25 protein-coding genes are annotated in these 25,488 nt (G+C 50.6%); 16 read left to right on the top strand and 9 right to left on the bottom strand.

All coding sequences use genetic code 11. From position 1 onward, the window contains the following. The 10 genes from CFI03_RS09505 (at position 1) to CFI03_RS09460 (ending at position 13,430) form a co-directional block, all read left to right on the top strand. Complete coding sequence (locus CFI03_RS09505) at positions 1-339, top strand: hypothetical protein (protein ID WP_201004370.1); 339 nt, start codon at positions 1-3, stop codon at positions 337-339. Further along, positions 332-3,121 carry a hypothetical protein gene (locus tag CFI03_RS09500; RefSeq protein WP_248757195.1) on the top strand — a complete coding sequence of 930 codons (2,790 nt, stop codon included), beginning with the start codon at positions 332-334 and terminating at the stop codon, positions 3,119-3,121. Before CFI03_RS09505 ends, CFI03_RS09500 begins: the two co-directional genes overlap by 8 nt. Positions 3,122-3,159: 38 nt before the next feature. After that, positions 3,160-3,837, top strand: coding sequence for a glucosaminidase domain-containing protein (locus CFI03_RS09495; protein WP_248757194.1), 678 nt, complete (start codon positions 3,160-3,162; stop codon positions 3,835-3,837). 461 nt (positions 3,838-4,298) lie between these two features. Continuing rightward, positions 4,299-7,754 carry a glycosyl hydrolase family 18 protein gene (locus CFI03_RS09490; protein WP_248757193.1) on the top strand — a complete coding sequence of 1,152 codons (3,456 nt, stop codon included), beginning with the start codon at positions 4,299-4,301 and terminating at the stop codon, positions 7,752-7,754. Positions 7,755-7,956: 202 nt separating this feature from the next. Continuing rightward, on the top strand, positions 7,957-8,982 hold the full coding sequence (locus tag CFI03_RS09485; RefSeq protein ID WP_127496002.1) for an ATP-binding cassette domain-containing protein: 1,026 nt from the start codon (positions 7,957-7,959) through the stop codon (positions 8,980-8,982). Beyond that, complete coding sequence (locus CFI03_RS09480; RefSeq protein WP_127496001.1) at positions 8,979-9,782, top strand: ABC transporter permease; 804 nt, start codon at positions 8,979-8,981, stop codon at positions 9,780-9,782. The genes CFI03_RS09485 and CFI03_RS09480 overlap by 4 nt, the downstream gene beginning before the upstream one ends. Before the next feature lie 154 nt (positions 9,783-9,936). After that, complete coding sequence (locus CFI03_RS09475) at positions 9,937-11,103, top strand: FAD-dependent oxidoreductase (protein ID WP_248757192.1); 1,167 nt, start codon at positions 9,937-9,939, stop codon at positions 11,101-11,103. Between the two features lie 169 nt (positions 11,104-11,272). Continuing rightward, a complete protein-coding gene (locus CFI03_RS09470) occupies positions 11,273-11,695 on the top strand; it encodes a hypothetical protein (protein ID WP_248757191.1) in 423 nt (140 codons plus the stop codon). 21 nt (positions 11,696-11,716) lie between these two features. Further along, positions 11,717-12,076: a winged helix-turn-helix transcriptional regulator gene (locus CFI03_RS09465; RefSeq protein WP_248757190.1), complete on the top strand. Its 360-nt coding sequence runs from the start codon at positions 11,717-11,719 to the stop codon at positions 12,074-12,076. A gap of 187 nt (positions 12,077-12,263) precedes the next feature. Then, complete coding sequence (locus CFI03_RS09460; protein ID WP_248757189.1) at positions 12,264-13,430, top strand: MFS transporter; 1,167 nt, start codon at positions 12,264-12,266, stop codon at positions 13,428-13,430. 73 nt (positions 13,431-13,503) lie between these two features. Here CFI03_RS09460 and pstB read toward each other — a convergent pair whose 3' ends face one another. From pstB to CFI03_RS09440, 4 genes are all read right to left on the bottom strand, one after another. Next, on the bottom strand, positions 13,504-14,262 hold the full coding sequence (gene pstB, locus CFI03_RS09455) for a phosphate ABC transporter ATP-binding protein PstB (RefSeq protein ID WP_127495995.1): 759 nt from the start codon (positions 14,260-14,262) through the stop codon (positions 13,504-13,506). 14 nt (positions 14,263-14,276) lie between these two features. After that, complete coding sequence (pstA, locus tag CFI03_RS09450) at positions 14,277-15,164, bottom strand: phosphate ABC transporter permease PstA (protein ID WP_127495994.1); 888 nt, start codon at positions 15,162-15,164, stop codon at positions 14,277-14,279. Beyond that, complete coding sequence (pstC, locus tag CFI03_RS09445; protein ID WP_127495993.1) at positions 15,161-16,063, bottom strand: phosphate ABC transporter permease subunit PstC; 903 nt, start codon at positions 16,061-16,063, stop codon at positions 15,161-15,163. Before pstC ends, pstA begins: the two co-directional genes overlap by 4 nt. Positions 16,064-16,156: 93 nt before the next feature. Then, on the bottom strand, positions 16,157-17,092 hold the full coding sequence (locus CFI03_RS09440; protein ID WP_248757188.1) for a phosphate ABC transporter substrate-binding protein: 936 nt from the start codon (positions 17,090-17,092) through the stop codon (positions 16,157-16,159). Between the two features lie 193 nt (positions 17,093-17,285). Between CFI03_RS09440 and CFI03_RS09435 the strand changes: the two genes are divergently transcribed. From CFI03_RS09435 to CFI03_RS09415, 5 genes are all read left to right on the top strand, one after another. Further along, the gene (locus tag CFI03_RS09435) at positions 17,286-18,566 is read left to right on the top strand and encodes an acetylornithine deacetylase (RefSeq protein ID WP_248757187.1); all 1,281 of its coding nucleotides are present in this window, start codon (positions 17,286-17,288) and stop codon (positions 18,564-18,566) included. Between the two features lie 70 nt (positions 18,567-18,636). Next, on the top strand, positions 18,637-19,095 hold the full coding sequence (locus CFI03_RS09430; RefSeq protein WP_248757186.1) for a DinB family protein: 459 nt from the start codon (positions 18,637-18,639) through the stop codon (positions 19,093-19,095). 68 nt (positions 19,096-19,163) lie between these two features. Continuing rightward, entirely contained in the window at positions 19,164-19,781 is a 618-nt protein-coding gene (locus CFI03_RS09425) for a hypothetical protein (RefSeq protein ID WP_248757185.1), read from the top strand. Positions 19,782-19,878: 97 nt separating this feature from the next. Then, positions 19,879-20,505: a hypothetical protein gene (locus tag CFI03_RS09420; RefSeq protein WP_127495988.1), complete on the top strand. Its 627-nt coding sequence runs from the start codon at positions 19,879-19,881 to the stop codon at positions 20,503-20,505. Between the two features lie 106 nt (positions 20,506-20,611). Continuing rightward, positions 20,612-21,385, top strand: coding sequence for a TetR/AcrR family transcriptional regulator (locus CFI03_RS09415; protein WP_248757184.1), 774 nt, complete (start codon positions 20,612-20,614; stop codon positions 21,383-21,385). 69 nt (positions 21,386-21,454) lie between these two features. Here CFI03_RS09415 and CFI03_RS09410 read toward each other — a convergent pair whose 3' ends face one another. Continuing rightward, complete coding sequence (locus CFI03_RS09410; protein WP_248757183.1) at positions 21,455-22,243, bottom strand: ABC transporter permease; 789 nt, start codon at positions 22,241-22,243, stop codon at positions 21,455-21,457. Next, a complete protein-coding gene (locus CFI03_RS09405; RefSeq protein WP_248757182.1) occupies positions 22,240-23,127 on the bottom strand; it encodes an ATP-binding cassette domain-containing protein in 888 nt (295 codons plus the stop codon). Before CFI03_RS09405 ends, CFI03_RS09410 begins: the two co-directional genes overlap by 4 nt. 199 nt (positions 23,128-23,326) lie before the next feature. On the opposite strand from CFI03_RS09405, the gene CFI03_RS09400 reads away from it, so the two are divergent. After that, positions 23,327-23,650 (top strand): YtxH domain-containing protein, encoded by a 324-nt coding sequence (locus CFI03_RS09400; protein WP_127495984.1) that lies wholly within the window; start codon positions 23,327-23,329, stop codon positions 23,648-23,650. A gap of 104 nt (positions 23,651-23,754) precedes the next feature. Here CFI03_RS09400 and CFI03_RS09395 read toward each other — a convergent pair whose 3' ends face one another. The 3 genes from CFI03_RS09395 to CFI03_RS09385 are packed head-to-tail and all read right to left on the bottom strand — an operon-like array spanning position 23,755 to position 25,458. Further along, positions 23,755-24,531 carry a sigma-70 family RNA polymerase sigma factor gene (locus CFI03_RS09395; RefSeq protein ID WP_248757181.1) on the bottom strand — a complete coding sequence of 259 codons (777 nt, stop codon included), beginning with the start codon at positions 24,529-24,531 and terminating at the stop codon, positions 23,755-23,757. Further along, a complete protein-coding gene (gene rsbW / locus CFI03_RS09390) occupies positions 24,528-24,968 on the bottom strand; it encodes an anti-sigma B factor RsbW (RefSeq protein ID WP_481857667.1) in 441 nt (146 codons plus the stop codon). Before rsbW ends, CFI03_RS09395 begins: the two co-directional genes overlap by 4 nt. Positions 24,969-25,005: 37 nt before the next feature. Continuing rightward, positions 25,006-25,458 carry a DUF948 domain-containing protein gene (locus CFI03_RS09385; RefSeq protein WP_248757179.1) on the bottom strand — a complete coding sequence of 151 codons (453 nt, stop codon included), beginning with the start codon at positions 25,456-25,458 and terminating at the stop codon, positions 25,006-25,008. Positions 25,459-25,488: the final 30 nt, after the last annotated feature.

Raw genomic sequence — 25,488 nt, 5'->3', positions numbered from 1 at the left:
ATGGCGTATGAAGTCTATTCCGCGGTGGATTTGTATGCGGGACAGCCGGGCGTAACGTTGACGGATCTTGTAACGCTGCAGCAAAAGACGATTCTGAAAAGCATCGTCATCCATAACACTACAAGCATAGGCGCCAAGCTGAGGCTGTATATTATCCGGCCGGGAAAAACGGCGAATGCTGAGACACAGCGGATCGGTACCAGCATCGGCAGCGAGGATACGGTCAAGTTTTCGTTTGAGACGGTGCTGCCGAAAGGAACAAAGATTGCGGCTTCCCAAGCCATTGCCGGTGCATTGTCGATCGATATATCCGGAGTAGAGGTGATTCCGGGTGTATAGCTCCTTAAAGGGTTTGACCAGCGGGGGTGGAACGTCCTCCATTAAACGAACCTTCCCTGTTGCGCCGGGAGAGACGATCGAGAAGGACGACGTCGTTACGATTTTTGACAACATGCTTTATAGAAATGCCGAAATGCCTGTTGACGCGCTGCCCCGGTTTAGTCCGGATGTGCTTTATTTGAACAGCGAGGAATACAGCAATTCCATTCATCCGATAGGCGGAAACAGCTATCTGTACATCGGGACGACGCAGAAGGTAATTTCTATTTATCGAGTGGAATTGGAAGCAAGCAGGATGTCTGTGTCCGTTGTAAAAAAGCTGCCGATTTATGGAGTAGAGGGGATAAACCAGTTTCAATTCAAACCTCTTTCGGAAGATATGGGTATCCTTTGTTACCTGGAATCCAATACATCGATATGGACGATGCTGACGATCCGGTGGAATGATAATGGCTTGCAGCTTGGCGAATCATCCCGCATGGAGCTGTACTCGGGTGGTTCGCTTCCGGCGATTGAGAGCTTAAGCGATAATAAATTTCTGCTGGTATGGCATTGCACGAAAGTAGCGCCTTGGAGACTAAAGGCATCCGTATGCAATATTGGCCTTAATGATCTTATAACGCTTGAAGGGTATGCAACCGAGATTGACTCCGCAGCTAATCTGTATGCGGAATTTGCCTTCAGCAAGCTTTCCGCTGGGATGTTTGCGGCAAGCTATTGGGTGAAGGAATCCGATACGAAGGGCTCGCTGGTTACGAGAGTGGTGACCTGGAACGGAGAAAGGCTTGCCGTTGGCACCGATAAGTCTGTTATCATTACGGCGGGGAGCTGGCAGATCGAGGTTAAGCATTTGGTGCTGTCATCCGTCCATTTTATTTTAAGCCTTAAACTGGATACTACGTTAACCTTCCATCCGATTACTTTGCGCGAAGCAGCGAATATTCCGGTTAACGGAGGCCCAACCACAGGCAATTTGGCGGATCCCTTTTACGATGCGGTTAAAATATCGGAGAAACGGTTTGTGACAGCCGTCTGCTATAAAGAATCGGGAGCGCTTGTCTTGAATCTCTTTGACACCACGGACGGGAATATTAAGCAGATAGCCGGCAAAGCTGTTTTAACCTCGGTGAAAGGCAGTTCCAATAAGCTGACGCTGACTGCTATCGGGCAATCCTTGTTTGTGCTTGCTTTTAACCATGAGCCTGAACGGGATTACGCTTATACCCAGGCTTTAATGTTCAAGATGGCTCCTGATCAGAATGTAATCGATGAACTCAATTGGAAAGAACAGCTGACATCGATTTGGGGGAGGGACGCTGCTGCTTACGGCTTTATCTTTTGCCCGACTGCAGCAAGCGGTTTTATCGCCGCTGGTCAAGGCAGGCTGAAGCTGTTCCGCTGCGGGTGGTCTCCTACCCGTTTTATCAGCTCCGGAGTTGGCGAATTTAATAGGGTCACCGGCGACCATGACAGAATCTGGCGAACAGTGGCCTCGGTCGTATTGTCCAACGGATATGTAGTTATCGCTTATCGGGAGCGGGATACATGGCATGGCAAGCTGTCCGTCTTACAGCCGTTTGAAGGCAGTTATAAGCCGATACAATCGCATACCTTTTCTTACAGTCATGTTGATAATCTATCTATCGTGGAACTGACTCCCGGCGTCATTGCTCTGCAATATAAACAGCGAATCAACCCTTCTTACGACTCCAAGCAGCTTAATAGCGACAATACGTTCGAAGAGTTGAAGCTGCTGACGGGCAGCGTCTCGAGCACGGGACTCAGCGGGAAAATAACGACTGGCTTTAAACCCGAAGAGGCCTATATGAACAGTCAAATTATGAAGCTGGATAATGGATATTTGCTGCATGTAGGCGTAACTTCGAATTACGTCGTTACAGCCAGAGTAATCCGCTGTGTGATTAATGATACCAGTGTGACCTTTACGCCTCTCGATCAGGTCGAGTACCTGGATTACCAGCGAATGAATGCTTCAGCCATTCTAATTAGTCCCAACCTGGCTGCAATCCAAACCGATTCCAAAATGATCGTGGTAGAAGTGGGCGAAAACGGCTTATTATGCAAGCTGGCAGATCACTATTTCCAGCTGCAAGATCGGACAACAAGAGGAATTATCGCCGATGGCAGAGGCGGGTTTATCCAGGTGACCACCCATAACATCAATCAGGAATTACTGGAGCTTACCCCGTACCGTTTCGCAAACAACAAGCTCTTTCAATATGCAGATACCCGATCGGTTAGCCGGACAACGTTAGATGTACAAGTGGAAGTTGGCGCTGATGGCAAAGCCGCGTTATTCTATCAGGCCAGATGGCAGAGCGGCAGGAGCTCAAGTCTTGTAGAGCCGCATCAAACCATGTTTCTTGGTTTGCTGGACATAAACACGGGCTCAAACCCGGAAGATCGGCATTATCCGTTTCCATGCTCGGAGGAGACGCTGCCTGTGTTTCTTCCGCTTGGCGGTCAGCGTTATTTCTGCATGGGCGCTGATCCGGACGGCAATCAGATCTATATGACCGCTTACAGTAACGGTGAACAATTATCCTACGGAAAGCCAAGTTTAACCCCGCATGGGATAGCCAGCTCTGATGGCGTTCCAGGAGAGTATGTAGAGGTAGCCATCCGAGGAATTGCGGAGGTAGATGCTCCTCTTCAGGCTGGATCAACTTATTACAATGGGCGTGATGGTAAGCTTTCAATTTATCCGACTGGCAGTAAAGTAGGTCGCGCCATTTCGGGAAATGAGCTTTTAATGGAGTAGTCTCTCTCTCATAAAGCAGAAGGAGGTGCTTTTACAATATGGCGCAGCAGCTAACGAAACAGGCGTTTTTCGCCTTTCTGTCAGCCACCGTTGTGAAGGTGTGGAAGGAAGGCTCGCCGCTCTTGCCAAGCGTACGAATGGCTCAGAACTGGCTGGAGACCGGCGGGAAAATCCATGAATGGAACAATCTTGGCGGCTATAAGGTTGGCAGCGGAATTCCGAATGCCTATTGGAAAGGCCGGACGGTGTGCACCTCAACCTGGGAGGTCTATAACGGGACCAGGGTGACCCAGAAGGCAGATTGGAGGGCTTACGACTCCATCTATGACTTTTACAAAGACCAGGATCTGTTGTTTACCAAGAACCGTTATGACCGCGTACGGTCAGCCAGGACTCCGGAGCAGCAGACGACAGCCCTGTATGCCTGCGGATACGCTACCGATCCCGATTATGCGTCAAAGCTGATGTCTATTATTAGAGCTAATAACCTGACGGCATTTGATGTCATAGAAATAGAGGCGGAAGTAGAAGAGGAAAGAGGGGAAGAGGAAATGGAGCCTATTACCGTCTATGTGAACGGCAAAAAAATAGATGACGGCTTATACGACGATTCCAAAGGCATCACTTACGTGCCAGTCCGTACGTTGGCTGAAGCGCTTGGCGCGAAGGTGCAATGGAACGGGCAGGAGAAGCGGGTTGACCTCACAAAAAAATAGGGCAAAAAAAGAAGACGTTACTCTCCCGTATCGGGGGAGCAATGTCTTCTTTTTTTGATTCAAATAAATTTCTCCCTCTAAAAACCTTATAACGTTATAATATCCCCTCATAGTGGAATTTTCCACCTTACCTTAATTCGCTTCCTGTTCCATGATAGATTTACTAGAAATTAACAACTTAATGTCACTAAATACATCGGTGGTGATGAATGGGAGATTGCTTACGTTATGCAGCAAAATGACTTGCAGCGGGGTCTAGCAGCTAGCCGGGCTTAAAATCCAATCCTAATTCAAATCCAATAGAGGTGAAATAATTGAACTTATCGATGATGAGAAGATCTTTATGGAATCTCCCTTTGTTATTAGTGGTTTCAATCCTCACCGGAATAATAGCTTTTGCACCAAATGCACACGCGGAGGAGGGGCAGGCTGTACCAGCTGCTCAAACCGGACCTACTAATTTGCGCATAGCCCAAGACGAGAATGGCGCTGATCTCATTACGCATAATACGGCTGCCATTGCATGGGACCTGATCGGCGACGAGACCAATAACAATGATATCGACATCTGGAACGCGGATACCGATGCTTGGATGACTTGGGGAGACCGAAGCAAGCGGGAGATCGGAGGACTAACGCCGGAAACGACTTACAGGGTCTATATTACCTGGTATGCGGATCGCCCTTCGCTCGACTATAAAAGCAATGTCATCGAATTTACCACCGCTCCCGATACGAGCGAATATCCCGAGCCGCCGCTTGCTCCTCCGGGACATCTCCGCACCGCCGCGATTACCGATAACAGCATCACCTTGAAATGGACCGGAAGCCCCGGCGCGAACGGTTATGATTTGTATGTTAACGGCGCCTGGAAACAAGGCATATGGGACGGTTCCAATACGGTAACCTATACGCTTCCCGATGGAGGCCATACAGCCGGTACCGCGTATAAGTTCGAGGTTGGGGCACAGAACCTGCCGAAGGTATCGGCGAATAGCAATGCCGTTACGGTAATATGGGGCGGGCTGGCAGCACCAATCGGCTTGCAGGCGGTTACCGCGACCAGAACGGCGGCTGCGCTTGGCTGGGCGGAGACCCCTGGTGCCACCGGGTACGATATATATGCAAATGGCCAATTTATCGGTTCCAGTCTCGAGAACCGTTATGTGGCTTCCGGTCTTCAAGAAGGAACAAGCTACGTCTTCACGGTTGTAGCGAAAAACGCGGTTTGGCGTTCGGCGGACAGCTCGCCAATTACGGTTGTTCCGGGAGCCGATTACAATATCGTCACGTACTATACGCTTTGGTCTCCGAGCAGTACGGGACGGAACTATCATCCGTCCGACGTGGATGTCTCGCAAATTACCCACGTGAATCTTGCATTCGCGGATCTTTGCTGGAGAGGTTTTGGATCAGGGGCGACGGCTTGCCAGAATGCCGCTGTTCCAACGCAAACCGATTATGTTTATGACGGCGAAATGATTGTTGGGGATCCGTCGGTGGACTTGGCGATTTTCCAGGAATGGGCAGCCATTCGGGATGCGAACCCGCATCTGAAGCTTATGATTTCCGTCGGCGGCTGGTCTTGGTCGAACAACTTCTCGAATATGGCCGGCACGGAAGAAACCCGGCGTGCCTTCGCCAATTCGGTTGTTAAATTTCTTCGCGCCTATAAGCTCGACGGAGTCGATATCGACTGGGAATACCCGGTTGAAGGCGGCGAGGATGATAATTCACGGAGCACGCTGGATAAGGAGAACTTCGGACTGATGGCGCAAGCCGTAAGGGAAGCGCTGGATGCGGCTGGCTCGGAAGACGGCAAATATTATTTGCAGACGATCGCCTCGGGCCAAGGGGATAATTTTGTGGTTAATTCGAATTTGGGCGAATCCTCGGACAATCTTGATTTTATCAACATTATGACTTACGACTACAGCGGAAACTGGGATACGCTCGCACACCATAACTCCCCGCTTTATTACGATAAGAACCATCCTAAGGATTACGCGAAGCGCAACAACGTGCTTGGCGCCGTGCTTGCCGAGCTAAACGGAGGCGTGCCGAACTACAAAGTGAATATAGGCATTCCGTTCTACGGCAAGGGCTGGGTTGGCTGCCAGCCAGGCGGTCAGTATCAGACCTGCGCGGGCGGAACGCCATTCGGTACTTGGGAAAACGGTATTTTCGATTTTACCGACATAGAGGAAAATTACTTGAATGATGAGGCTTACGAGCATCAATGGAATAACGAAGCCAAGGTTTCTTATTTGTACAATGTGGACAACGGCGTATTCCTTACTTACAATGACGAGTCTTCGATGATGTATATTGCTTCGCTCGCGAAGTCTCTTGATTTGTCCGGCGTCATGAGCTGGGATATTAGCGGCGACCGCAACCGGACCTTAACGACAAGGCTCGCCAAGGATCTGCCTATTACAGGAATACCGGATCCCGATGCGCTGTCCGCGCCAACCGGTCTGCAGGCCGCATCCATCAGCAACGGAAGCATCAAGGTCAAATGGAACGCTTCCGAGCATGCGACGGCCTACGAGGTTTACCTAGGGAAGGTGTTGGCGGGGACTACGTCGGGTACGGAGTTTGAGTTGACGGGTCTTACTCCTGACACAAATTACGCAATTGAAGTGCTGGCGATTAAGAAAGACAACGGTACGCTCGTAAACGTATCGGCCTTCAGCAATCCGCTGACAACCAAGACAGCGCCGGTGAAGATAACGCCGCAAGAGCCGGTGAAAGGGCAGGAAGGCTTGCATACGCAGGTTGCAAAAGACGGCGATAAGCTAATAGTCAGCCTGCCAAGCGATGCCGCGCTGAAAGAAATTGCTTCGGCTGCGTCCACAACGTTCCCTATTATTGTGGAGGCCGATGGCAAGCAGCTTGAGGTTGCTTTGCCAAAAGAAATTACGGCGGCAATCGCGGATAAGGGCAGTGATTCGGTTATTGTTATCCGCTGGAGGGGCGCGGCGTTCTCGATTCCGGCAGCCGCTTTGCCTGCGGGCACGGATATCCGGATCTCGATGGAGACCTTGGATACAAAGCTGCTGCAGCAGAGCGGTATCCCGCTTGTCACGGCTCCGATGTCCTTTAAGATAGAGGGCAAACAGGCGAACGGCGCATTTAACGAGATAACGAATTTCGGTGATTATTTCTTATCGCATAGCTTTACCGTGCAAGGCTCGGATATCAACAAAGCTCAAACAGCCGGTGTCGTTTATTTGCCTGAGTCGAATGAGCTTCGTCCGGTTCCCGTATTGTTCACCGACAATGCCGATGGCACGGTAACCGCGGCATTGAAGAGGAAAGGCAATAGCGTTTACGGTCTGGTGAAGACGACAGTTTCCTTTGCGGATAAGCTTGCTGCCTGGGCTCAGCAGGAGGTATGGCAGGCAGCTTCCAAGCTGATCGTGAGCGCAGACGCTGACGGCAAGTTTAACGGAGCGCGAGTTCTGAATCGCGGGGAAGTAACTGCTCTTATCGTAAAAGCGTTAGGTATCCTGCCTGACTATTCAAGCGCAGGTACGGCATTTAAAGATGTAGCGGCAAATTCCGCTTTTGCCGCGGATATAGCGGCGGCGAAGAAGGCCGGTCTGGTAAACGGCAAAGGCAACGGCCTATTTGATCCAGAGGCCGCAATCACTCGCGAAGAAACGGCGGTTATTCTCGCGAAAGCATTGGCTTATGCCGGGGCATCAGCGCAGGCGGATTCCGCCGTACTGAACCACTTCGCGGACCGCTCAAAGGTGTCGGGCTACGCGGTGCCTTCACTTGCTCTTCTCGTCGAACGCGGAATTATGAAAGGCGTATCCGCGCATCGTCTTGCTCCGCAAACAACCGTCACCAAAGAGCAGGCAACGGTGTTAATAATGAAGACGCTCCGGTCCGCCGGCTTGTCGAACTAAGCGGTAAACCGCCCGTGAACTCGGGCGGTTTTTTTCTTTTTTCCTGCTGCGGGCTATACGCGAATACATCCGCAGACTGATTTACCGGTAAAGGGATTAGCTTAAGATTGAAACATTGATTCGAAATGTAACGATCGTTTAAATTCAGTTTAAAAATGAACGGTAAGATGATGACATCAACAATTCTTGGGAGGAAACAGGAATGGAATATAAGAATGGGAAGAAGCCAAACAACGGCGACTGGGCGGTTGAGGCTAACGGTCTAGTTAAAGTGTTTGGAGATAACAAAGCGGTGGACGGCGTCAACTTGAATGTGAAAGCCGGCTCCATTTATGGCGTGCTTGGTCCAAACGGGGCAGGCAAAACAACAACGATCCGCATGCTGGCGACGCTGCTGCGTCCGGATGCGGGCTCGGCCCGGATTTTTGGCCACGATGTGCAGAAGGAATCTCAGATTGTCCGCCAATTGATTGGCGTTACCGGCCAATACGCATCGGTTGACGAATCGCTCAGCGCAACCGAGAACTTGATTATTTTCTCCCGCCTGCTTGGACTGGGACGTGCGGAAGCGCGGAAGAAAGCCGCTGATCTGCTGGAAGAGTTCGGGTTGACAGAAGCGGCCAAGCGTCCGCTTAAGAACTTCTCCGGCGGCATGAGACGCCGTCTGGACCTCGCTGCCAGCCTAATCGCGCAGCCGCCGCTTATCTTCCTGGATGAGCCGACAACAGGTCTTGATCCGCGTACCCGCGCTCAAATGTGGGATACGATCCGTCGTTTGGTGAGCACGGGTTCCACGGTTCTGCTCACGACCCAATACTTGGATGAAGCGGACCAGCTGGCTGACCGGATCGCCGTTATCGACCGCGGTCATGTCGTGGCGGAGGGCACCGTAGACGAATTGAAGCAATCGGTAGGAACTTCTTCGTTGCAGCTCAGAGTTCTGGATCCATCCGATATTGAAATGGCTCGCCAAACCGTCGAGCATGTGCTTGGGGTGCAAGCGACCTTATCCAGCGAGGCTGCCAAAATTACGGCCCCTATGGCCAATGCCGACCTGGTTACGGATCTGTTAATCGCGCTTCGCGAGAAGGGCATTACTTTATCCGAAGTCAGCGTTCAGAAGCCAACTCTTGATGAAGTGTTCCTGACTATTACCGGTCATGGCGTTGAAGAGAAAGCGAAAGAAACGGGAACCGAAACAAAAAGAGCGGAGGCTGTAAACGTATGAGTTCATCGGTAAAAACAGGTCATCTGAAAAATCACACGAGTTTTATTCAATCCTTGCGTCATTCGCTTACTATGGCATACCGGGGGATTTTGAAAATCCGCCGCACGCCGGAGCAGCTGTTTGACGTAACGCTGCAGCCGATCATTTTCACCTTGATGTTTACTTACATTTTTGGCGGCGCGATCTCGGGCGACGTGCAAAGCTACCTGCCGGTGATCATCCCGGGTATTCTCGTTCAGACGGTCATCACCACGTCCATCGTAACCGGCGTTCAGCTCCGGGAGGATATGGACAAAGGCGTCTTCGACCGGTTCAAGTCGTTGCCGATTGCCCGGATAGCCCCGCTTGCGGGAGCGTTGCTCGCCGATACGATCCGGTATACGATTGCTACCGTGCTTACGTTTTCCATGGGCTTCATTATGGGTTACCGTCCTGACGGCGGTATCGGCAGCGTTGTTCTTGCCGCTTTGCTCGTTATTTTCGTCTCCTGGGCGATGAGCTGGATCTTTGCTTTCTTTGGCGTTATCTCTCGTACGGCTTCCAGCGTGCAGGGAGTATCGATGCTCGTATTATTCCCGTTAACGTTTATGTCCAATGCTTTCGTACCGGCAGATACGATGCCGAATTGGCTGCAGTGGTTCGTAAACATTAACCCGGTTTCCCACGTTGTTTCGGCCGTCCGCGAGCTGACCAATTCCGGCACGGTTGGATCGGATATGGTCTGGTCCTTGGTAGGCGCAATAGCTATCGTAGCTGTATTTGCTCCGATTACGGTTCGCGCTTACATGCGCCGGACATAGGAATTGCTTCATTGAAAAGAGATGGCATAATCGCCATCTCTTTTTGTCATTCTAAGAGGGTTAATCCTGAGCGGTTTAAATTCAGTTTAAGTAGCAGCGTTACTATATCTGTGTAAGGAACAAACAACAATCACGGATATAGGAGATGATTAGCATGACAACAACTCATATAAATAACTCAAAGAAAATAGCGATTATCGGCGGTGGACCAGGCGGGCTTGCACTGGCTCTCATCCTGCAAAGACATGGCATTGCCGCAACGGTCTATGAACGGGAAGCCCAGGATGGGAATGCCCAGCGCGGCGGCTCTCTCGACATACATGAGAATTCGGGGCAGATGGCGCTGAAGGAAGCGGGGCTGCTGGAGCAGTTCAAGGCGATTGCCCGTTATGAGGGAGAAGATTTCCGACTGTTTGATAAAACCGGAAAAATCTATATGGACGACAGGGCGGAGGATGGAGAGCAAGGCGAACGTCCGGAGATTGACCGCGGCGTATTATGCGATCTTCTGCTGAACGCATTGCAGCCGGGTACGATTCTTTACGGTTACAAGTTGACGGAAGCGGCTGCTATGGAAGGCGGTCGGCATGAGCTTCACTTTGACAATGGCGAGAAAGTGACGGCTGATCTTGTCATAGGGGCGGACGGCGCTTTCTCCAAGCTTCGTCCGCTGCTGACCGATGAGCAAGCCTCTTACTCCGGATTAACGATGGTGGAGCTGCATGTGGATGCGGAGGCGCACCCGGATCAGGCGGCTTTTAACGCAAGAGGCAAAGTGTTTGCGCTTGATGATAACAAGGGAATACTTGCACAGCTAAATGGGGACGGTAAAATTAAAGTATACCTGACCTTTACGGCCGAGCAGAACTGGCTGGATAGCTGCGGCATCCCGTTTGACCAGCCCAAGGAAGCCAAGCAGCAGCTGCTTGCGTATTTCGATGATTGGGCAGAGCCGCTCCAGAACTATATTCACAAGTCGGAAGATCTTGTTCTTCCAAGACGGATTTATACGCTTCCGGTTGGACTGAAATGGGAGCATAAGCCGGGGATTACGCTTATTGGAGACGCTGCGCATCTGATGTCCCCGTTTGCGGGCGAAGGCGTAAACCTCGCCATGCGCGACGCAGCCGAGCTTGCGCTTGCCATTGCCGGTCATGAGGATACTGATCAGGCCATTCAAGCTTATGAGAAGAAAATGTACGAGTATTCCGCGGAGTCTGCACAATCGTCCGATGATAATTTGAAGCTGATGTTCTCGGGCAATGCCGCTCCGAACCTTAAAGCATTGTTTGACGAGCTCCATGAGCAGTTTGCCCAGTAAAAATAAGTGAGGCTGTGCCGTTTTATTGGCACAGCCTCTTTTTAATCTAACGCGTAAATTTTCTCGACGAATACGATCTTTTATTTGCACGTCCATTTTCTATGCAGGGCTGGATGATTGTGGTAAAGTTTGAGTAGATGCGAATTCCATTGCAAATGGAGAGGATCCATTGAAAAAGATCGTTTGCGTGTTTATCATGCTTATCGTTGTACTGGCGGGGTGCAGTCAATCAACGGCATTGATAAAGGAAGCCGATTCGCATAAGCTGAATCAGAAGGTGAAGTCTTTCGTAGACCGGAACAAAAGCAAGAATGGGATCTATCTGTACTCGGTGGCGGGAGAAAAAGAGTATTTTATCGTGAATTACTCTACGGCTCAGCAGGGCGAAAAGGTGAAGTTCCTTTCGGGTATTCGAGCAGAGCTCCGGGAGGATGTATTTACGATACAATTGGATGTGCAGGAAACTTCCGATCCGCACGATAAACGAATAAGGCCATTGTCTATCTATAAGCTTAATAAGCATGAAGAGGCAATTAAGATACAGGTTAAACTTAACGGACAAGAGACTCCGATCGATATAGTCGGCAGTTGAGCGGGAAAGGAGGTGTGCGGCATGGATGGAAGCAATGAGGCAATCAACGAAGAAGATAAAGGCTCGAGCATTTGCGAGGTGCTTCAAATATTGGGGGCGAAATGGGCATTTCTTGTATTGGAGGAGCTGATGAACGGACCGTTAAGATTTAATCAGCTTCAACGGAACGTCTCCATCGTGAAGACCCAATCGTTAACCAATACGGTTCGTCATCTGGAGAACAACGGCCTTGTCATGCGCCAGGTATTTCCGACAGTGCCGGTGACCGTAGAGTATTCCCTGACCGAGAAGGGAAAAGATTTTCAGGCTGCGCTTAGAGAGATGGAGAAATGGGTGCAAAAATGGGGCGATTCCCCTAATCCCCGGCTTAGCCGTTCCTAACGGCAATGATGCAATCGAACCGTAAGAGCTATTAGCTCTTGCGGTTTTTTTGTCTTCCACTTACTTACCGAACGGTTAGTTACTCCAAAAGGATGGATTATGCCAAAATAAATTGCGTTCTTACTAAAAGTAAGCAACCTCGTTATAATCCGAATTAACAAATCGTTTTGGAAAAGGAAGTGTCGTTATGAATCGTGTTGTGATTTACGTCTTGATGATTGCGGTGTTTTTTACGGCCACCTCAGAGCTGGTGATTGCCGGAATCTTGAATGTGCTAGCCAATCAAATGAATATATCGGTGAGCTTGGCAGGGCAGTTGATCACGGTTTATTCTTTGGCTTTTGCGATTGGCACGCCGGTTATTATCGCCTTATCCGTCCGAATACCGCGAAAAAGACTTCTGCTCCTCGCCATAGTCGTATTTATAGCCGGTAATTTTTTGTCCATTGCAAGCACGAACTTCATGGTTTTGATGGCAGCGCGGATGCTGCTCGGGGTTAGCTCCGGCGTCTTTATCGTGGCAGCGTTTAGCGCTGCGGCCAAGATGGTGCCGGTTGAAAAAATCGGCAGCGCGATCGGAACGATTATCCTCGGATTCAGCAGCGCGATGATTTTGGGCGTTCCGCTTGGCGTTGCTTTGACGAATATGTACAGCTGGCAGACAATCTTTTTGTTCCTTGGCATAGGAGGCATTGTGATCCTTATCGGTCTTGCTCTCTTGCTTCCGCAAATCGAGGGGGATGCTCCGGTTCCCTTCAAGCAGCAAATGGGGCTGCTGGCTAATCCGGTGATCTTCTACGCCTTGCTGCTTGTGCTGTTCAGAGAAGCGGGCAACTCGGTGATGTTCACGTATATTGCTTCCTTCCTTGGCGACATTCTTCACAGAAGCTCCGCGGAAATCGGCCTAATGATGCTAGTGTTCGGGCTGGCCGGTGCGGTTGGCTCCAGGATCGGAGGCTCTGCCGTAGACAAATGGGGAAGCGCCAAGTTAATACTGATTGGAGTCACGATCCATGTTATTGCCCTGTTACTGCTGCCTTTAGCCGTTCATTCCTTCCCGGTTGCCATCACCTTGTTGTCGCTATGGATCATGTCTATGTTCACTTTAGGACCGGCAACTCAAACGTATTTCATCGAGCGTGCTCCGCAAGCATCGAATCTGATTATCAGCCTGAATATTTCCGTCACTCAGGTCGGCATCGCCGCCGGTGCCAGCGTCGGCGGACTGGTCGTCAATTGGCAGGACACCGTCCTCTATAATCCGTTAGCCGCCGGCTTGGTGCTCATCCTCTCCTTAGCCGCAGCCGTTGCCTCCATCCGCAAAAGCCGGCCATTGAAACTCCCATCGCTCTAAATTCTAAACGATAACAATAAGGGCTAGATGAACCTGACCGGTTCGTCTAGCCCTTATGCGTTATGCCGCTTCATTAACCGAAACGGCCCGTAATGTAGTCGTTAGTCCGTTGATGCGCAGGGTTGGTGAAGATCGTTTCCGTTTTATCGTATTCAACCACATGACCGTTCAGGAAGAAGGCGGTTTTGTCGGATACGCGCGCTGCCTGATGCATGTTATGGGTTACGATAACGATGCTGTAATCCTGCTTCAGCTCGGAGATCAGCTCTTCGATCTTGGACGTCGAGATCGGATCAAGCGCGGAAGCGGGTTCGTCCATCAGAATGACATCCGGTCTAACCGCAATCGTACGCGCGATACAGAGACGCTGCTGCTGACCGCCGGATAAAGCCAAAGCGGATTTATGAAGACGGTCTTTGGTTTCCTCCCAGATCGCGGCTTTCCGCAGGGACTGTTCGACAAGCTCATCCAGCTGCTTCTTGTTCTTAATGCCGTGATAACGCGGACCAAAAGCGATATTCTCGTAGATCGACTTATGAAACGGGTTAGGACGCTGCCAAACCATCCCGATTTTTTTGCGAAGCGCTACGACATCCGTTTCCGTGCCGCTGATTTTCTGCTCTTTCAGCCAGATATCGCCGGTAACCCGGCAGGATGGGATCAGGTCATTCATCCGGTTCAAGCTTCTGAGGAAGGTTGATTTGCCGCAGCCGGAAGGACCAATCAAGGCAGTCACTTCTTTTTCGGCGAAATCAAGCGAGACGTCATGAACGGCATGTTTTTCTCCGTAGTGAACATTTAATTGTTTGGCGGCCAATGCGATTTCTGTCATGCTTGTAGCCCTCCTTATTTCGAAGCTGTGAATTTATTATGCATGTAACGACCAAGCGCCCGTGCTCCGAGGTTGAAGAGCAGAACCGTAATGACCAGCACGGCCGAAGCGCCTGCCGCGATTTGCGTAGCATCCGGAGCAAGACCTTCCGAGTTGACTTTCCAGATGTGAACGGCGAGAGTCTCGGCCGGACGCATAGGGTTAAGCGGCGAAGCGGAGTGGAGCGGGTTCCAGTCGGAAAAATCAAGACGCGGGCTGCTCATGCCTGCGGTGAACAGAAGCGCTGCCGCTTCGCCGAAGATCCGGCCGGCAGCCAGAATCGAACCGGAAAGGACGATTGGCAGTGCGATCGGGAGCTGAACCGAACGGATGGTTTTCCATTTGGAGATACCAAGCGCAAGACTTGCTTCCTTCTGCTGAAGCGGTACGCTGCGGAGACCTTGCTCGGTAATCCGCACCATCAGCGGCAGGTTGAAGATCGTCAGCGCGATCGCGCCGGATAGCAGGGAGAAGCCCAGGTTGAATTTATTAACGATAACAAGAAGCCCGAACAAACCAACGATAATCGAAGGGAAGGAAGACAATACTTCGACGACCAGACGAATCGCGGAAGTGATTTTGCCGGCTTTTGCGTATTCGCTCATATAAATGCCAGCGCCGATACCAAGCGGCACGGTAATAACCATCGTAAGTACTAGCAGGAACAGCGAGTTGAAGAGCTGCGGACCGATACCGCCGCCTTTGCGAATCGTTTCCGGCGGGGAAGTAAGGAAGTGCCAGCTGATATGGCCAAGACCGCGGAACAAAATGTAGCCCAAAAGTCCGATCAGGGCGAGAGCGATTAAGCCCGTGATGAAAATAATAATGCCGGTTGCGATTTTATCTACTGTTTTGGCACTCATAGCTTCTTCCTTCCTTCCAGCCAGCGAATGATAAAGACGAATACAAAGGTCATCAGCATCAGAATCAATGCAAGCGACCACAGGGCGTTATTTTGAACGGAGCCCATCGCCGTATTGCCCATGCTAAGCGTAATGGCACTGGTGAGCGTTGAAGTCGATTCGAATAGGGAATGCGGAATATGCGGTGCGTTGCCGATAACCATCTGTACGGCTAGGGCCTCGCCAAATGCTCTCGCAATACCAAGCACGATACCTGTCATTTGCGCGGGAAGCGTAGTAGGCAGGACAATGCGATATATCGTTTGCCAACGGGTAGCGCCAAGCGCGTAAGAGCCTTCCTTCAGGCCCGCGGGCAGGGAAGCCAGCGCATCCGTTGCTATAGTCGTAATTGTAGGTAAAATCATAAAGGCAAGTACAAGCGCGCCTGCTGCGATCCCGACGCCTTGGCCAGGGAACAGGTTGCGGAATAATGGAACGATGACGCTTAAACCAACAAATCCGTATACAACGGAAGGAATGCCTGCAAGCAGTTCGATAACCGGCTGCATAAATGTCCGGCCCAACTTCGGAGAGAGCTCAATCATAAATACTGCCGCGCAAAACCCGAGCGGAGCAGCAATGATAGCAGCAAGAATCGATGTGCTGAACGAACCAAAAATAAACGGCAAGGCGCCAAACAACGCCGGTTCGCCATCCGGTTTCCATTTGAGTCCTGTTAACAAATCCTTTACGTTTACGCCGTTTACGATAAAGGTGCTAAGTCCTTTTGAAGCGACGAAGTAAACCATCGAAAAAATGGTGATGATAAGAAACAAGATGCAGATGAATGTATATACTTTGCCAACCCATTCCTCCGCAAGATGCGGCGTGGCTACTTCCCGATCATTAGACTTCTTCATCGCGACCACCCTTTACATAATTAACATATAGGCATGCATTCAAGAGACGAGCTTGCCCGCCTCTTGACTATGCCTTTATTTATTGGAGATTAATTATTTCGTTACTGCGCCTTGAGCATCGCGCTTAACTTCCATTTTGCTTACCGGAATGTAGCCCATTTCCACTACGTCGCCTTGGTCGCCTTGAACATCTTCGGACACCATGTAGTCAAGGAATGCTTTAGTAGCTGCATCAGGCTCGCCTTTTGTATACATGTGCTCGTAAGCCCATACCGGGTAAGTGCCGTTAGCTACGTTGTCTACATTTGCTTCAACGCCTTCGTATTTAACAGCTGCGATCGAATCGTCCAGGTAAGACAGGGCCAGGTAACCGATAGCGCCAGGAGTTTCGCTTACGAGCTTCTTAACCGTACCGGAAGCATCTTCTTGAATCGAACCTTGAAGGTCTTCTGTTTTAGTGCCAAGCGCGAATTTCTCGAAAGTAGCGCGAGTACCGGAGCTCGAAGGACGGTTAACGATTTGGATTTTCTCGTCTTTACCGCCAACGTCTTTCCAGTTCGTTACTTTACCAGTGAAGATGTCAACCAGTTGTTGCTTAGTCAGGCTGTCAACGCCAACGTCTTTGTTTGTTACGGCAGCCATCGCGACTACGGCTACTTGATGGTCAACCAGCTCAGCTGCTTTGTCGGCATCCAGCTTCTCTTCAGCGAATACGTCGGAGTTGCCGATTTGGGCTTGGCCTTCCGATACTTGAGTCAGACCGGTACCGCTGCCGCCGCCTTGAACTTGAATCGATACGCCGGAGTTTTTGTCCATGAACTCTTTGGATACTTGGTCAACCAGCGGTTGAAGTGCAGTAGAGCCTGCTGCCAGAATCGATCCGGATACGGAAGCTGTGTTATTTGTTGTTGCATTGTTTGAAGCGGCAGCATTACCATTTTTTGCACCGTTGTTTGTATTGTTATTGCCACAAGCTGCGAGCGATAAAGACAATGTCAGTGCCATAGTGACGATCAGAGATTTTTTCATTTAAGTAGGTTCCCCTTCCAAACTTTTGTTTTTGTTTTGCTTACATGAGTTATTGTAGTTGGGCTACGTAAACGCAAAACGTTATTCATGTTAACGCAATGTAAATTTTTTTGAGAGTTGTTAAGGTTGTCCGCATGATTGTAATCCTCTATAGTAAGGGTGACATTTTCCTTACGAAATGAGGATGCATTAGATGAAGGAAGTTGAACTGAAGCATGTACTCGATCAGGTGGAAAGCCGGCAGGATGAGTTGTTCGCTTTGCTTGCTGAACTGGTCGCTTTCCCGACGGTAAGTCCGCCGGCGCGCAATACGATGCAGGCGCAGATGTTTATGAAGGATCAGCTGCATGACCTTGGCTTTGAGACGGAGCTGTGGGAGGTCTATCCGGGAGATCCAAACGTAACCGCGGTTAGACGAGGGACGGAGAGCGGTTCCTACAAAAGCCTGCTTCTCAACGGGCATATGGACGTAGCGGAGGTAGGCGACAGCACGGAATGGTCCATGCAGCCGTTTCAATTAACGCTTAACGACGGACGGGCATATGGCCGCGGAACAGCCGATATGAAAGGCGGCCTTGCCGCTTTATTGTTTGCCATTAAGCTGCTGACGGAAGCCGGTATCGAGCTTAAGGGAGATTTGCTGTTCCAATCAGTAATCGGGGAGGAGGCTGGAGAGGCTGGCACCAGAGCATGCATGGAACGCGGCTGCGAAGCGGATTTCGCCATTGTCGCGGATACAAGCCATCTCGCGGTTCAAGGACAAGGGGGCGTTATTACCGGCTGGGTTACGGTGCAAAGCCCGGTTACCCATCACGATGCGATGCGCTCCCGGATGATTCACGCGGGAGGCGGGCTGCATGGGGCAAGCGCGATCGAGAAGATGGCAAAGCTTATTGCCGGGCTGCAGGAGCTGGAGAGGCATTGGGCGGTAACGAAGTCCTATCCGGGATTCCCGCCGGGCTCCAATACGATTAATCCGGCTGTTATTGAAGGGGGACGCCATGCCGCGTTTGTTGCCGACCGCTGCGCACTTTGGATTACGGTTCATTTCTACCCGGATGAAGATTATGAATCGGTAGTCGCGGAAATCGAGGATCATCTGATGCGCGTGGCGCAGGGCGATCCATGGCTTCGAAATCATCCGCCAACGTTCCGATGGGGCGGGAGATCGATGATCGAGGAGCGGGGAGAAATTTTTCCTTCATTAGAAGTTGATCCGGATAATGATGGCGTGAAGACATTGTTAACGAATCACCATGCTGTACTGAACCGCGAGGCGGAGGTTGGAATGACACCAACGGTTACGGATGCAGGCTGGATCGGGCGGGCAGGAATCACGACGGTTATTTACGGACCGGGGGAGTTAAGCAAGGCCCATGCCGTAGACGAAAGCCTTGATATTAAGGAGCTTATTGAATATACGAAGGTGATGGCCGCTTTTATCGCTGACTGGTGCAACCGGGAAAAAGCCTAAAAGATGAAAATGACGTTTACAGCCCTTATAATGAATACTGTTAATGACGATTCAGAGGAGAGATCATGAGATGACGAACATCAATGAGTTTATTGCCGGTTGGAAAAGCCATCGTAACGTTCTGCACGACATGCTGACCGATGTAACAACAGAACAACTGTCCTACAAGCCGTGGGAGAAAGGAATGTCGCTTGCCGGGCTTGTCCTGCATATTATTGGCGCGATGGATATGTTCGCGAAGACGGTACAAAACGGCGCCTACACGCCAGGCGCAAAGCCTGCTGCGCCTGCAACGATTGAAGAACTGAAAAGCGCCGTGGCAACGGCAACGGAACAGACGGAAGCCGTTCTCCGTTCCCTTACGCCGGAACAGCTTGCAGCGCCAATCGATTTCTTCGGCAACTCGCTTCCGGGCGTCGTTTTGCTGCAAAATGCCAAAGACCACGAGATTCATCACAAAGGCCAGCTGTTTGTCTATTTACGCCTGGTTGGCATCGAGAATCTGCCCTTTTTCGTAAGCAAGGGCTAACGCTGTAAAAGTATAGCACTGGACGGTATAAAGCGCCGGATGGTATGATGCTTGAGGGTGAAAACAATATGAATAATGATATTACGAATGCGAATAATAACGAAACTAACGATAATACCGAGGTCTGGGACGCGCTCATGAAGACGATCTTCCAGAAGGGACTCGCGACTCTAAAGCCGTACTTCCCTCATGTGGAAGGTCTTGTCGTGAACGATGAGAAATTTGGGCAGATCTTTATTTACCGCGTGACGAACGATTTCAAGAAAACGTATGACTGCGGCTTTTTCCTGCGCGAGCTGGCGGAACAGTTCCAGGATGGCGGCCGTGAAGCAGGGGAATGGATGGCTTCCTTCTTCTACGAGCTGATGAAGACGAACAAAGGTGGCAGAGAGCTGCCTCCTCCTCCGGACAGCGAACAGAAGGAAGAACAATTCATCGATGATGTGTTGTTCCCGCATTGCCTTAGCGCGGTCAGCGAGGAATTTGCGCCGCTTACGATTACGGGCAACAGAGGGCTTGATGAGAACCATACGCCTGTGCTTGAGCTTGGCTTCAAGGATGTTCCGGAAGAGAAATGCGTTTTCCCGATTCATTATTTGTACAAAATGATGCAATTGAACCGCGACCCTTCGGATACGATTCTTGTCCAATTGGCCAAGCTTCGTCAGAAATACGGCGTAGAGTAAAGAGGATTGACGAGCCGTCCCTTTGGGGGGCGGTTTTTCTTTTGGACTAGACTGATGATTTGTCGGAATGATATGATGATTACGGGTGAAGCGAATAATGAATAATGAGACGACAAACGAAGAGATCCAAGGCAATTCAGAGGAAGAAGCGAAGCAATTCGCTGAGCTTGTCAAGGCGGTCCAGCACAACGGCTTTGTCGCTTTGAGACAGCATTTCGAAGATGTTCAAGGGCAAGTATTGAACCAAGAGCTTTATGGTCCCGTGTTTGTTTACAAAGTGAAGGATGAATCCGGCAGCGATTACGTTTGCGGCTTTTTCCTTCGTGAGTTAATCGCGAATTTCCAAGCGGGCAACGAAGAAGCGACAGAATGGATGGCTTCGTTCTTCTACGAATTGATGAAGACCGAAGGAGGTAAGCCGCTTCCGCAGCCTCCTGCAAGCGAAGATGATGCCAAAGCTTTAATCGATAAAGTTCTCATCCCGCATTGCATTAAGTCTGTTGAAGACGAATTCCCCGAGGAGAAGGTTCATGCAGGCCTTGCCTGGAACGAAGAGCTGAAAGGACCTGTATTCGAAACGGGTTTCCCGGCGATTTCCGACGGCAATAATGTTTGCGCTTTCTCCCTGCATCTTTTGTATACGCATCTTTTGATCAACCGCGATCCTGCGGAATTGCTGCTTCGGGGACTGTACAAGATCCGCGAAGAGCATGGCATGGATTAGAAAAAACAGCTCCTTTACAGGAGCTGTTTTTTTGTTGCCGCATCTTTTGTGATATACTGTTTATTAAGTACACAATTATGGCATGACCGGTATGGAGGATAATGGGATGGAGCATGGTGACGAGGAAGACGTATTAAAATCCTTGCCGCGGGGAGTTGCATTGGCATGGGGGCTGGTGAAGGAATCGCAGAGAGGACCCAAGCGCGAGCTGTCTATCGACCAGATTGTGGCTGCAGCAGTCGAGCTGGCGGATAAGGAAGGACTTCAGGCTGTCTCGATGAGCCGGGTTGCGACATCGCTCGGTTTTACGGCGATGTCTCTGTACCGCTATGTGCAAAGCAAAGACGATTTGCTGCTGCTTATGCAGGAGTCTGTCTGCAAGCTTCCGGATAGGCCGGAGGACGAAGAGGCGGATTGGCGAGAGGGCATGCGGCAGTATGTACGGGATTGCATTCACGTATTTCTGAAGCATCCCTGGTATGCGGATATTCCGATATCGGGCGTGCCCCTAACGCCTAATAATCTGCTATTTGTGGATTTGGCCCTGCGGCCGATGCGGAAGCTTCCGCTTAATGACTTTGAGAAAATGTCTACCGTTCTGCTGCTCAGCAATTACGCGCGCTCCACCGGTCTGATTCAAAGGGACATGGTTCGGGCGATGGAAGGCGGGGCAAGTCCGGGCTCCTTCAGCGGACTCGATTATACGAAGGCGCTTAAGATACTCGTGAAGGAGGAGCATTATCCGGACCTGCAGCCGCTTATCGAATCAGGCGTATACACGGAGGAGAATCCGGCTGATAATCCGGTCGGCAATGATTTCGATTTTGGCCTGGAGCGCATTCTGGACGGCATTGAGCATTATCTCGCTTCCAAAGGTTAGATGCGAAAAAGCCAGCCATTTGATGAAAACTCATCAGATGGCTGGCTTTTTCTATTTCAGGAAATCCGATTAACGGCGTCCGGCTTTTTTGCGGAAGGAGAAGATGCTCCAGACGAACGCAAGAGTCAGGATGAAAAGGCACCAGCTAACAGCCCACCAAGCGCTATTATCCAGCGGCGTACCCGTCAGCAATCCCCGGATCGTCTCGATGACAGGCGTTATCGGCTGATGATTGGCTACGCCTTGCAGCCAGGAGGGCATCGTATCCGTTGGCACAAAGGCGCTGGACAGATAAGGGAGGAACAGAAGCGCAAAGCCGTATCCGCTTGCTGCCGCCGGACTTCCCGCAACCAGGCCGATAGCTGCAAATAACCAGGTGAAGGTCAATATAAACAAGGTAATAACGCCTATCGCCAGCACCCACTCGATAAAGCTGGCATTTGGCCGGAAGCCGACAAGCAAGGCGACTCCAATAACAACGGCCGTAGCGAATAAATTGCGGGCGAGGCTGGCTGCGACATGACCGGTCACAACGCTGAGGCTTTTGATCGGCATCGTCCGGAACCGGTCGATAATGCCATTGGTCATATCGTTGGACACGTCAACCGCCGTGCTTGAAGAGCCGAACCCCGCGCAGAGCAAAATAATGCCTGGAACCACGTAATTCACATAATCCCCGCCGGAATCGATAGCTCCTCCAAAGACGTAAGTAAACAGGAGCATCAGCATAACAGGGAGCATAATCGCCATCATCAGAGCCTCCGTATTACGCAGGCTGTGACGGAGACTGCGGCCGATGAAGACAAGGTTGGTTGTCAGCATCGATGCCGGTTTTGCAGGTTTAGTCGAAGCGATCATACGCGCTGCACCTCTTTCCCGTTAGTTGTTAAGGCAACAAAAACATCGTCCAAGCTAGGCCGGCGGATATTGACCCGCGTCCCGGGCGGAACCGAATGAACAAGTTCATTCAGCGTACGGCTAATATCCTGAACGCTTCCGGTTGTAGGTACCGTATGAATAACCTCGTCATGGCCGTTTAATAGTTCGATGACTTCTCCTCCGACACGCGTTTTTAATTGCTCGGCGCTGCCGGTCGCCACGATCCGGCCGCCATTAATGACGGCGATCTGGTCGGCCAGCTGATCGGCCTCCTCCAAATATTGCGTAGTCAGAAAGATCGTTCTGCCTTGACTCGCCAGATCGCTAATGATATCCCACAATGCCCGCCGGCTGACGGTATCCAGACCTGTAGTTGGTTCATCCAGAAAGATAACGGGGCGGTCGACCACAAGGCTGATGGCAAGGTCAAGTCTTCGGCGCATGCCTCCCGAATAGGTTTTTACCCGTTTCTTTGCGGCGTCAACAAGATCAAATGCTTTTAGCAGCTCTTCCGTACGCGTTCTGGACTGTGACGAAGAAAGCCCGGACAGCCTGCCGATCATGCGCAAATTTTCTTCGGCGGACAAGACTTCATCCACTGCGGCGAACTGGCCGGTGAGGCTGATATGCTGCTTGACCAGCTCCTGCTCGGTCTGCACATTATAACCTCCAACGAGAACCTTTCCGCCATCGGGTGCAATTAAAGTAGACAAAATATGAATGAGAGTGGTTTTGCCGGCTCCGTTAGGACCAAGCAGGGCAAAAACGGATCCGGCCGGTACGGACAGTTCAAGTCCGCTTAATACGGATTGTTTCCCGAAGCTTTTGCGGAGACCCGATACTTCAATCGCCATTGATTTCACAATGCGCCTCATTTCTGTGTATTTTGTACACTGATTATTATGTAAACAGTATATGACATAAACATTAAAAGATGCAATGATTTTTTGAAAAAAGAATGGGCGCAAACTTTGCTGTTTCAATTAACCTCTAGAGGTGTAATAGATAATACGAGATCGGATACGGTTTCGAATACGAGAACGGAATAAAGGAGAGATAACTATGCCAAAGGAAAACACAGGTAGCGGTCTGCTGGTAGGTACAATTGTAGGGACAGCGGTTGGTGCTGTCGGGGCGCTTCTGCTAGCGCCGAAAACAGGTGTGCAGCTGAGGGAGGATATCTCGAATAAGTTCCAGGCACTCAGCCAGCGTACTCAGGAACTTGCTTCCACGGCGAAGGACAAAACAAAGGATGTTCTGTCCAGCGTAAGGGAAGAGGCTTCGGATTTGACGGATAGGGCGAAGAAATCCAACGAGCATGTCATGGATGCCTTCAGCTCCGCCAAGGACGATATGAAAGACAAGATGAGGTCCACAACGAATTAAGAAGCGGATCGAAGGGAGAGGTTGTCCATCGGACAACCTTTCTTTTTTTGCGCTTGGATTGGCAAAAGAAAACCGCCCGTCTCGTAACGAGACGGGCGGTTCGTTCAGCCTCCTTCGCTTTGCGGCGGATGCAGAAGCTGTCTTAATTTATCAAGCGCGCGCTTCTGGAAGCGGGATACGCTCATTTGGGATACGCCAAGCTGATCGGCGATCTCCCTCTGGGATTGGCCATGCTGATAGACGAGAACGAGCACTTTGCGTTCCTCATCCTTGAGCTGCGCCATGGCATCGCTGAGGGCGATCTGGTTATCGACATGACTGTATTTATCGCTGTTGTCGCTTATGACATCGCCAATTGTCGCACTGTCGCCTTCGCTGGAGAGCGGGGTGTCAAGCGAGACATACTGATAGGATTCGCGGGAAGACAAGACTTCGATCGTTTCCTCCACCGATAATCCCAAATAAGCGGCAATCTCGTCCATCTTGGGGGAGCGTTCGAGCTTTGTCGTCAGCTCATCGATGGCTTTTTGGACGAGCAGTCCTTTTTCCTTCATATTTCGAGGCACCTGTATGTACCAGGACTTGTCGCGCAAATAATTTTTAAGCTGGCCAATGACGCTTTTCATGGCGTAGCCTTCGAATGGAACGCCCTTGTCGCTATCATACTGCTTGAACAGCCGCAGCATGGACATTTGGCCGACCTGATACAAATCCTCGTAGAGATCGGGGCGGTTTCTCGAAATTTTTGACACGGCCATCCGGACCAATGATTCAAAATGCTGCAACAATGCCGTTGCGGCATCGTTGCAGCTCATTTCCTTGTATCTTTGAAGCAGATCATTAATTTGCTGCTGATTCAGGCAGGATGATTGTGATTTCATGCCATCTCCTCTTTCCTACCAAGTCGCTTGGTTAGAATCACCTCGGTGCCTAATTCCGAGTGGACCTCAACCTGGTCCATTAAAGCCTGCATCAGAAAGAGACCAAGGCCTCCCACATTCGCGTCCATTAACGGCTTTTCGTGCAGGGAAGCATGCGCAATAACGGTCGGCTCGTAATGAAAGCTGTTGCCGGAATCCTTCACCCGTATTTGAAAGGTTTCTTCCTCTGCTTCAAAGATAACTTCCATAACCCCGAATTCTCCTCCGTTATAGGCATGCAGAACAACGTTGCTGCATGCCTCCGTAACGGCTACCTTCATATCCTCGATTTCCTCGTAAGAGAAGCCTTCCTTGGCGGCGAGCCCCGACAGGGTAAGCCGCACGATGTCAATATATTCGGCTTTTGCCGGTATAGTCAAGCTAGTCCATGGTTTCATCATTGTTCCCGTTCCTCTCCGCTTATCCTATTATAGCTTAATGTTGTTTGAGTTTTCTCCAAATTCGTAAGGAGGAAATAATGCCGTCTGTTATGGCGCTTGTAATCCTTCCATTGCTTGGCCGGGGTGTTCCGCTATCGTAGACCTCCCGCTGAGCTTTATTTTTGACGGTGGCAACAAGACCCGCGGCCGTTTCCTTCATGACGCCGGTAAAGCTGTGCAGGGTCTGGCCGATGTCATGCACGGTTGCGAATACGACATCCAGCGAGCGGAGCTTCGTGCGGACATCAAGGGTCATCTCCGTGGTGTTATGAATCATTTCCTTCACGTCCCCGCTGATCTCGGAGACGTCGGTTCGAAGCTCGCCGACCGTATTGCGTACTTCGTTCAAGGTTGAGGTCAACGCTTTGATGGTCTGGATAAGGAAAAACATCAGGATGACGAAAGCAACCGTAATGACGGCAATAATGATCTGAATGAAAATATCCATTACAATCACATCCTCTTTTTTTCTTTTAAT

Source organism: Paenibacillus sp. ATY16 (genome assembly GCF_003399985.2).
Classification (GTDB): Bacteria; Bacillota; Bacilli; order Paenibacillales; family Paenibacillaceae; genus Pristimantibacillus; species Pristimantibacillus glycanilyticus.
Note: the sequence above shows the minus strand (reverse complement) of the source record. Positions and strands in the feature narration are given on the sequence as shown.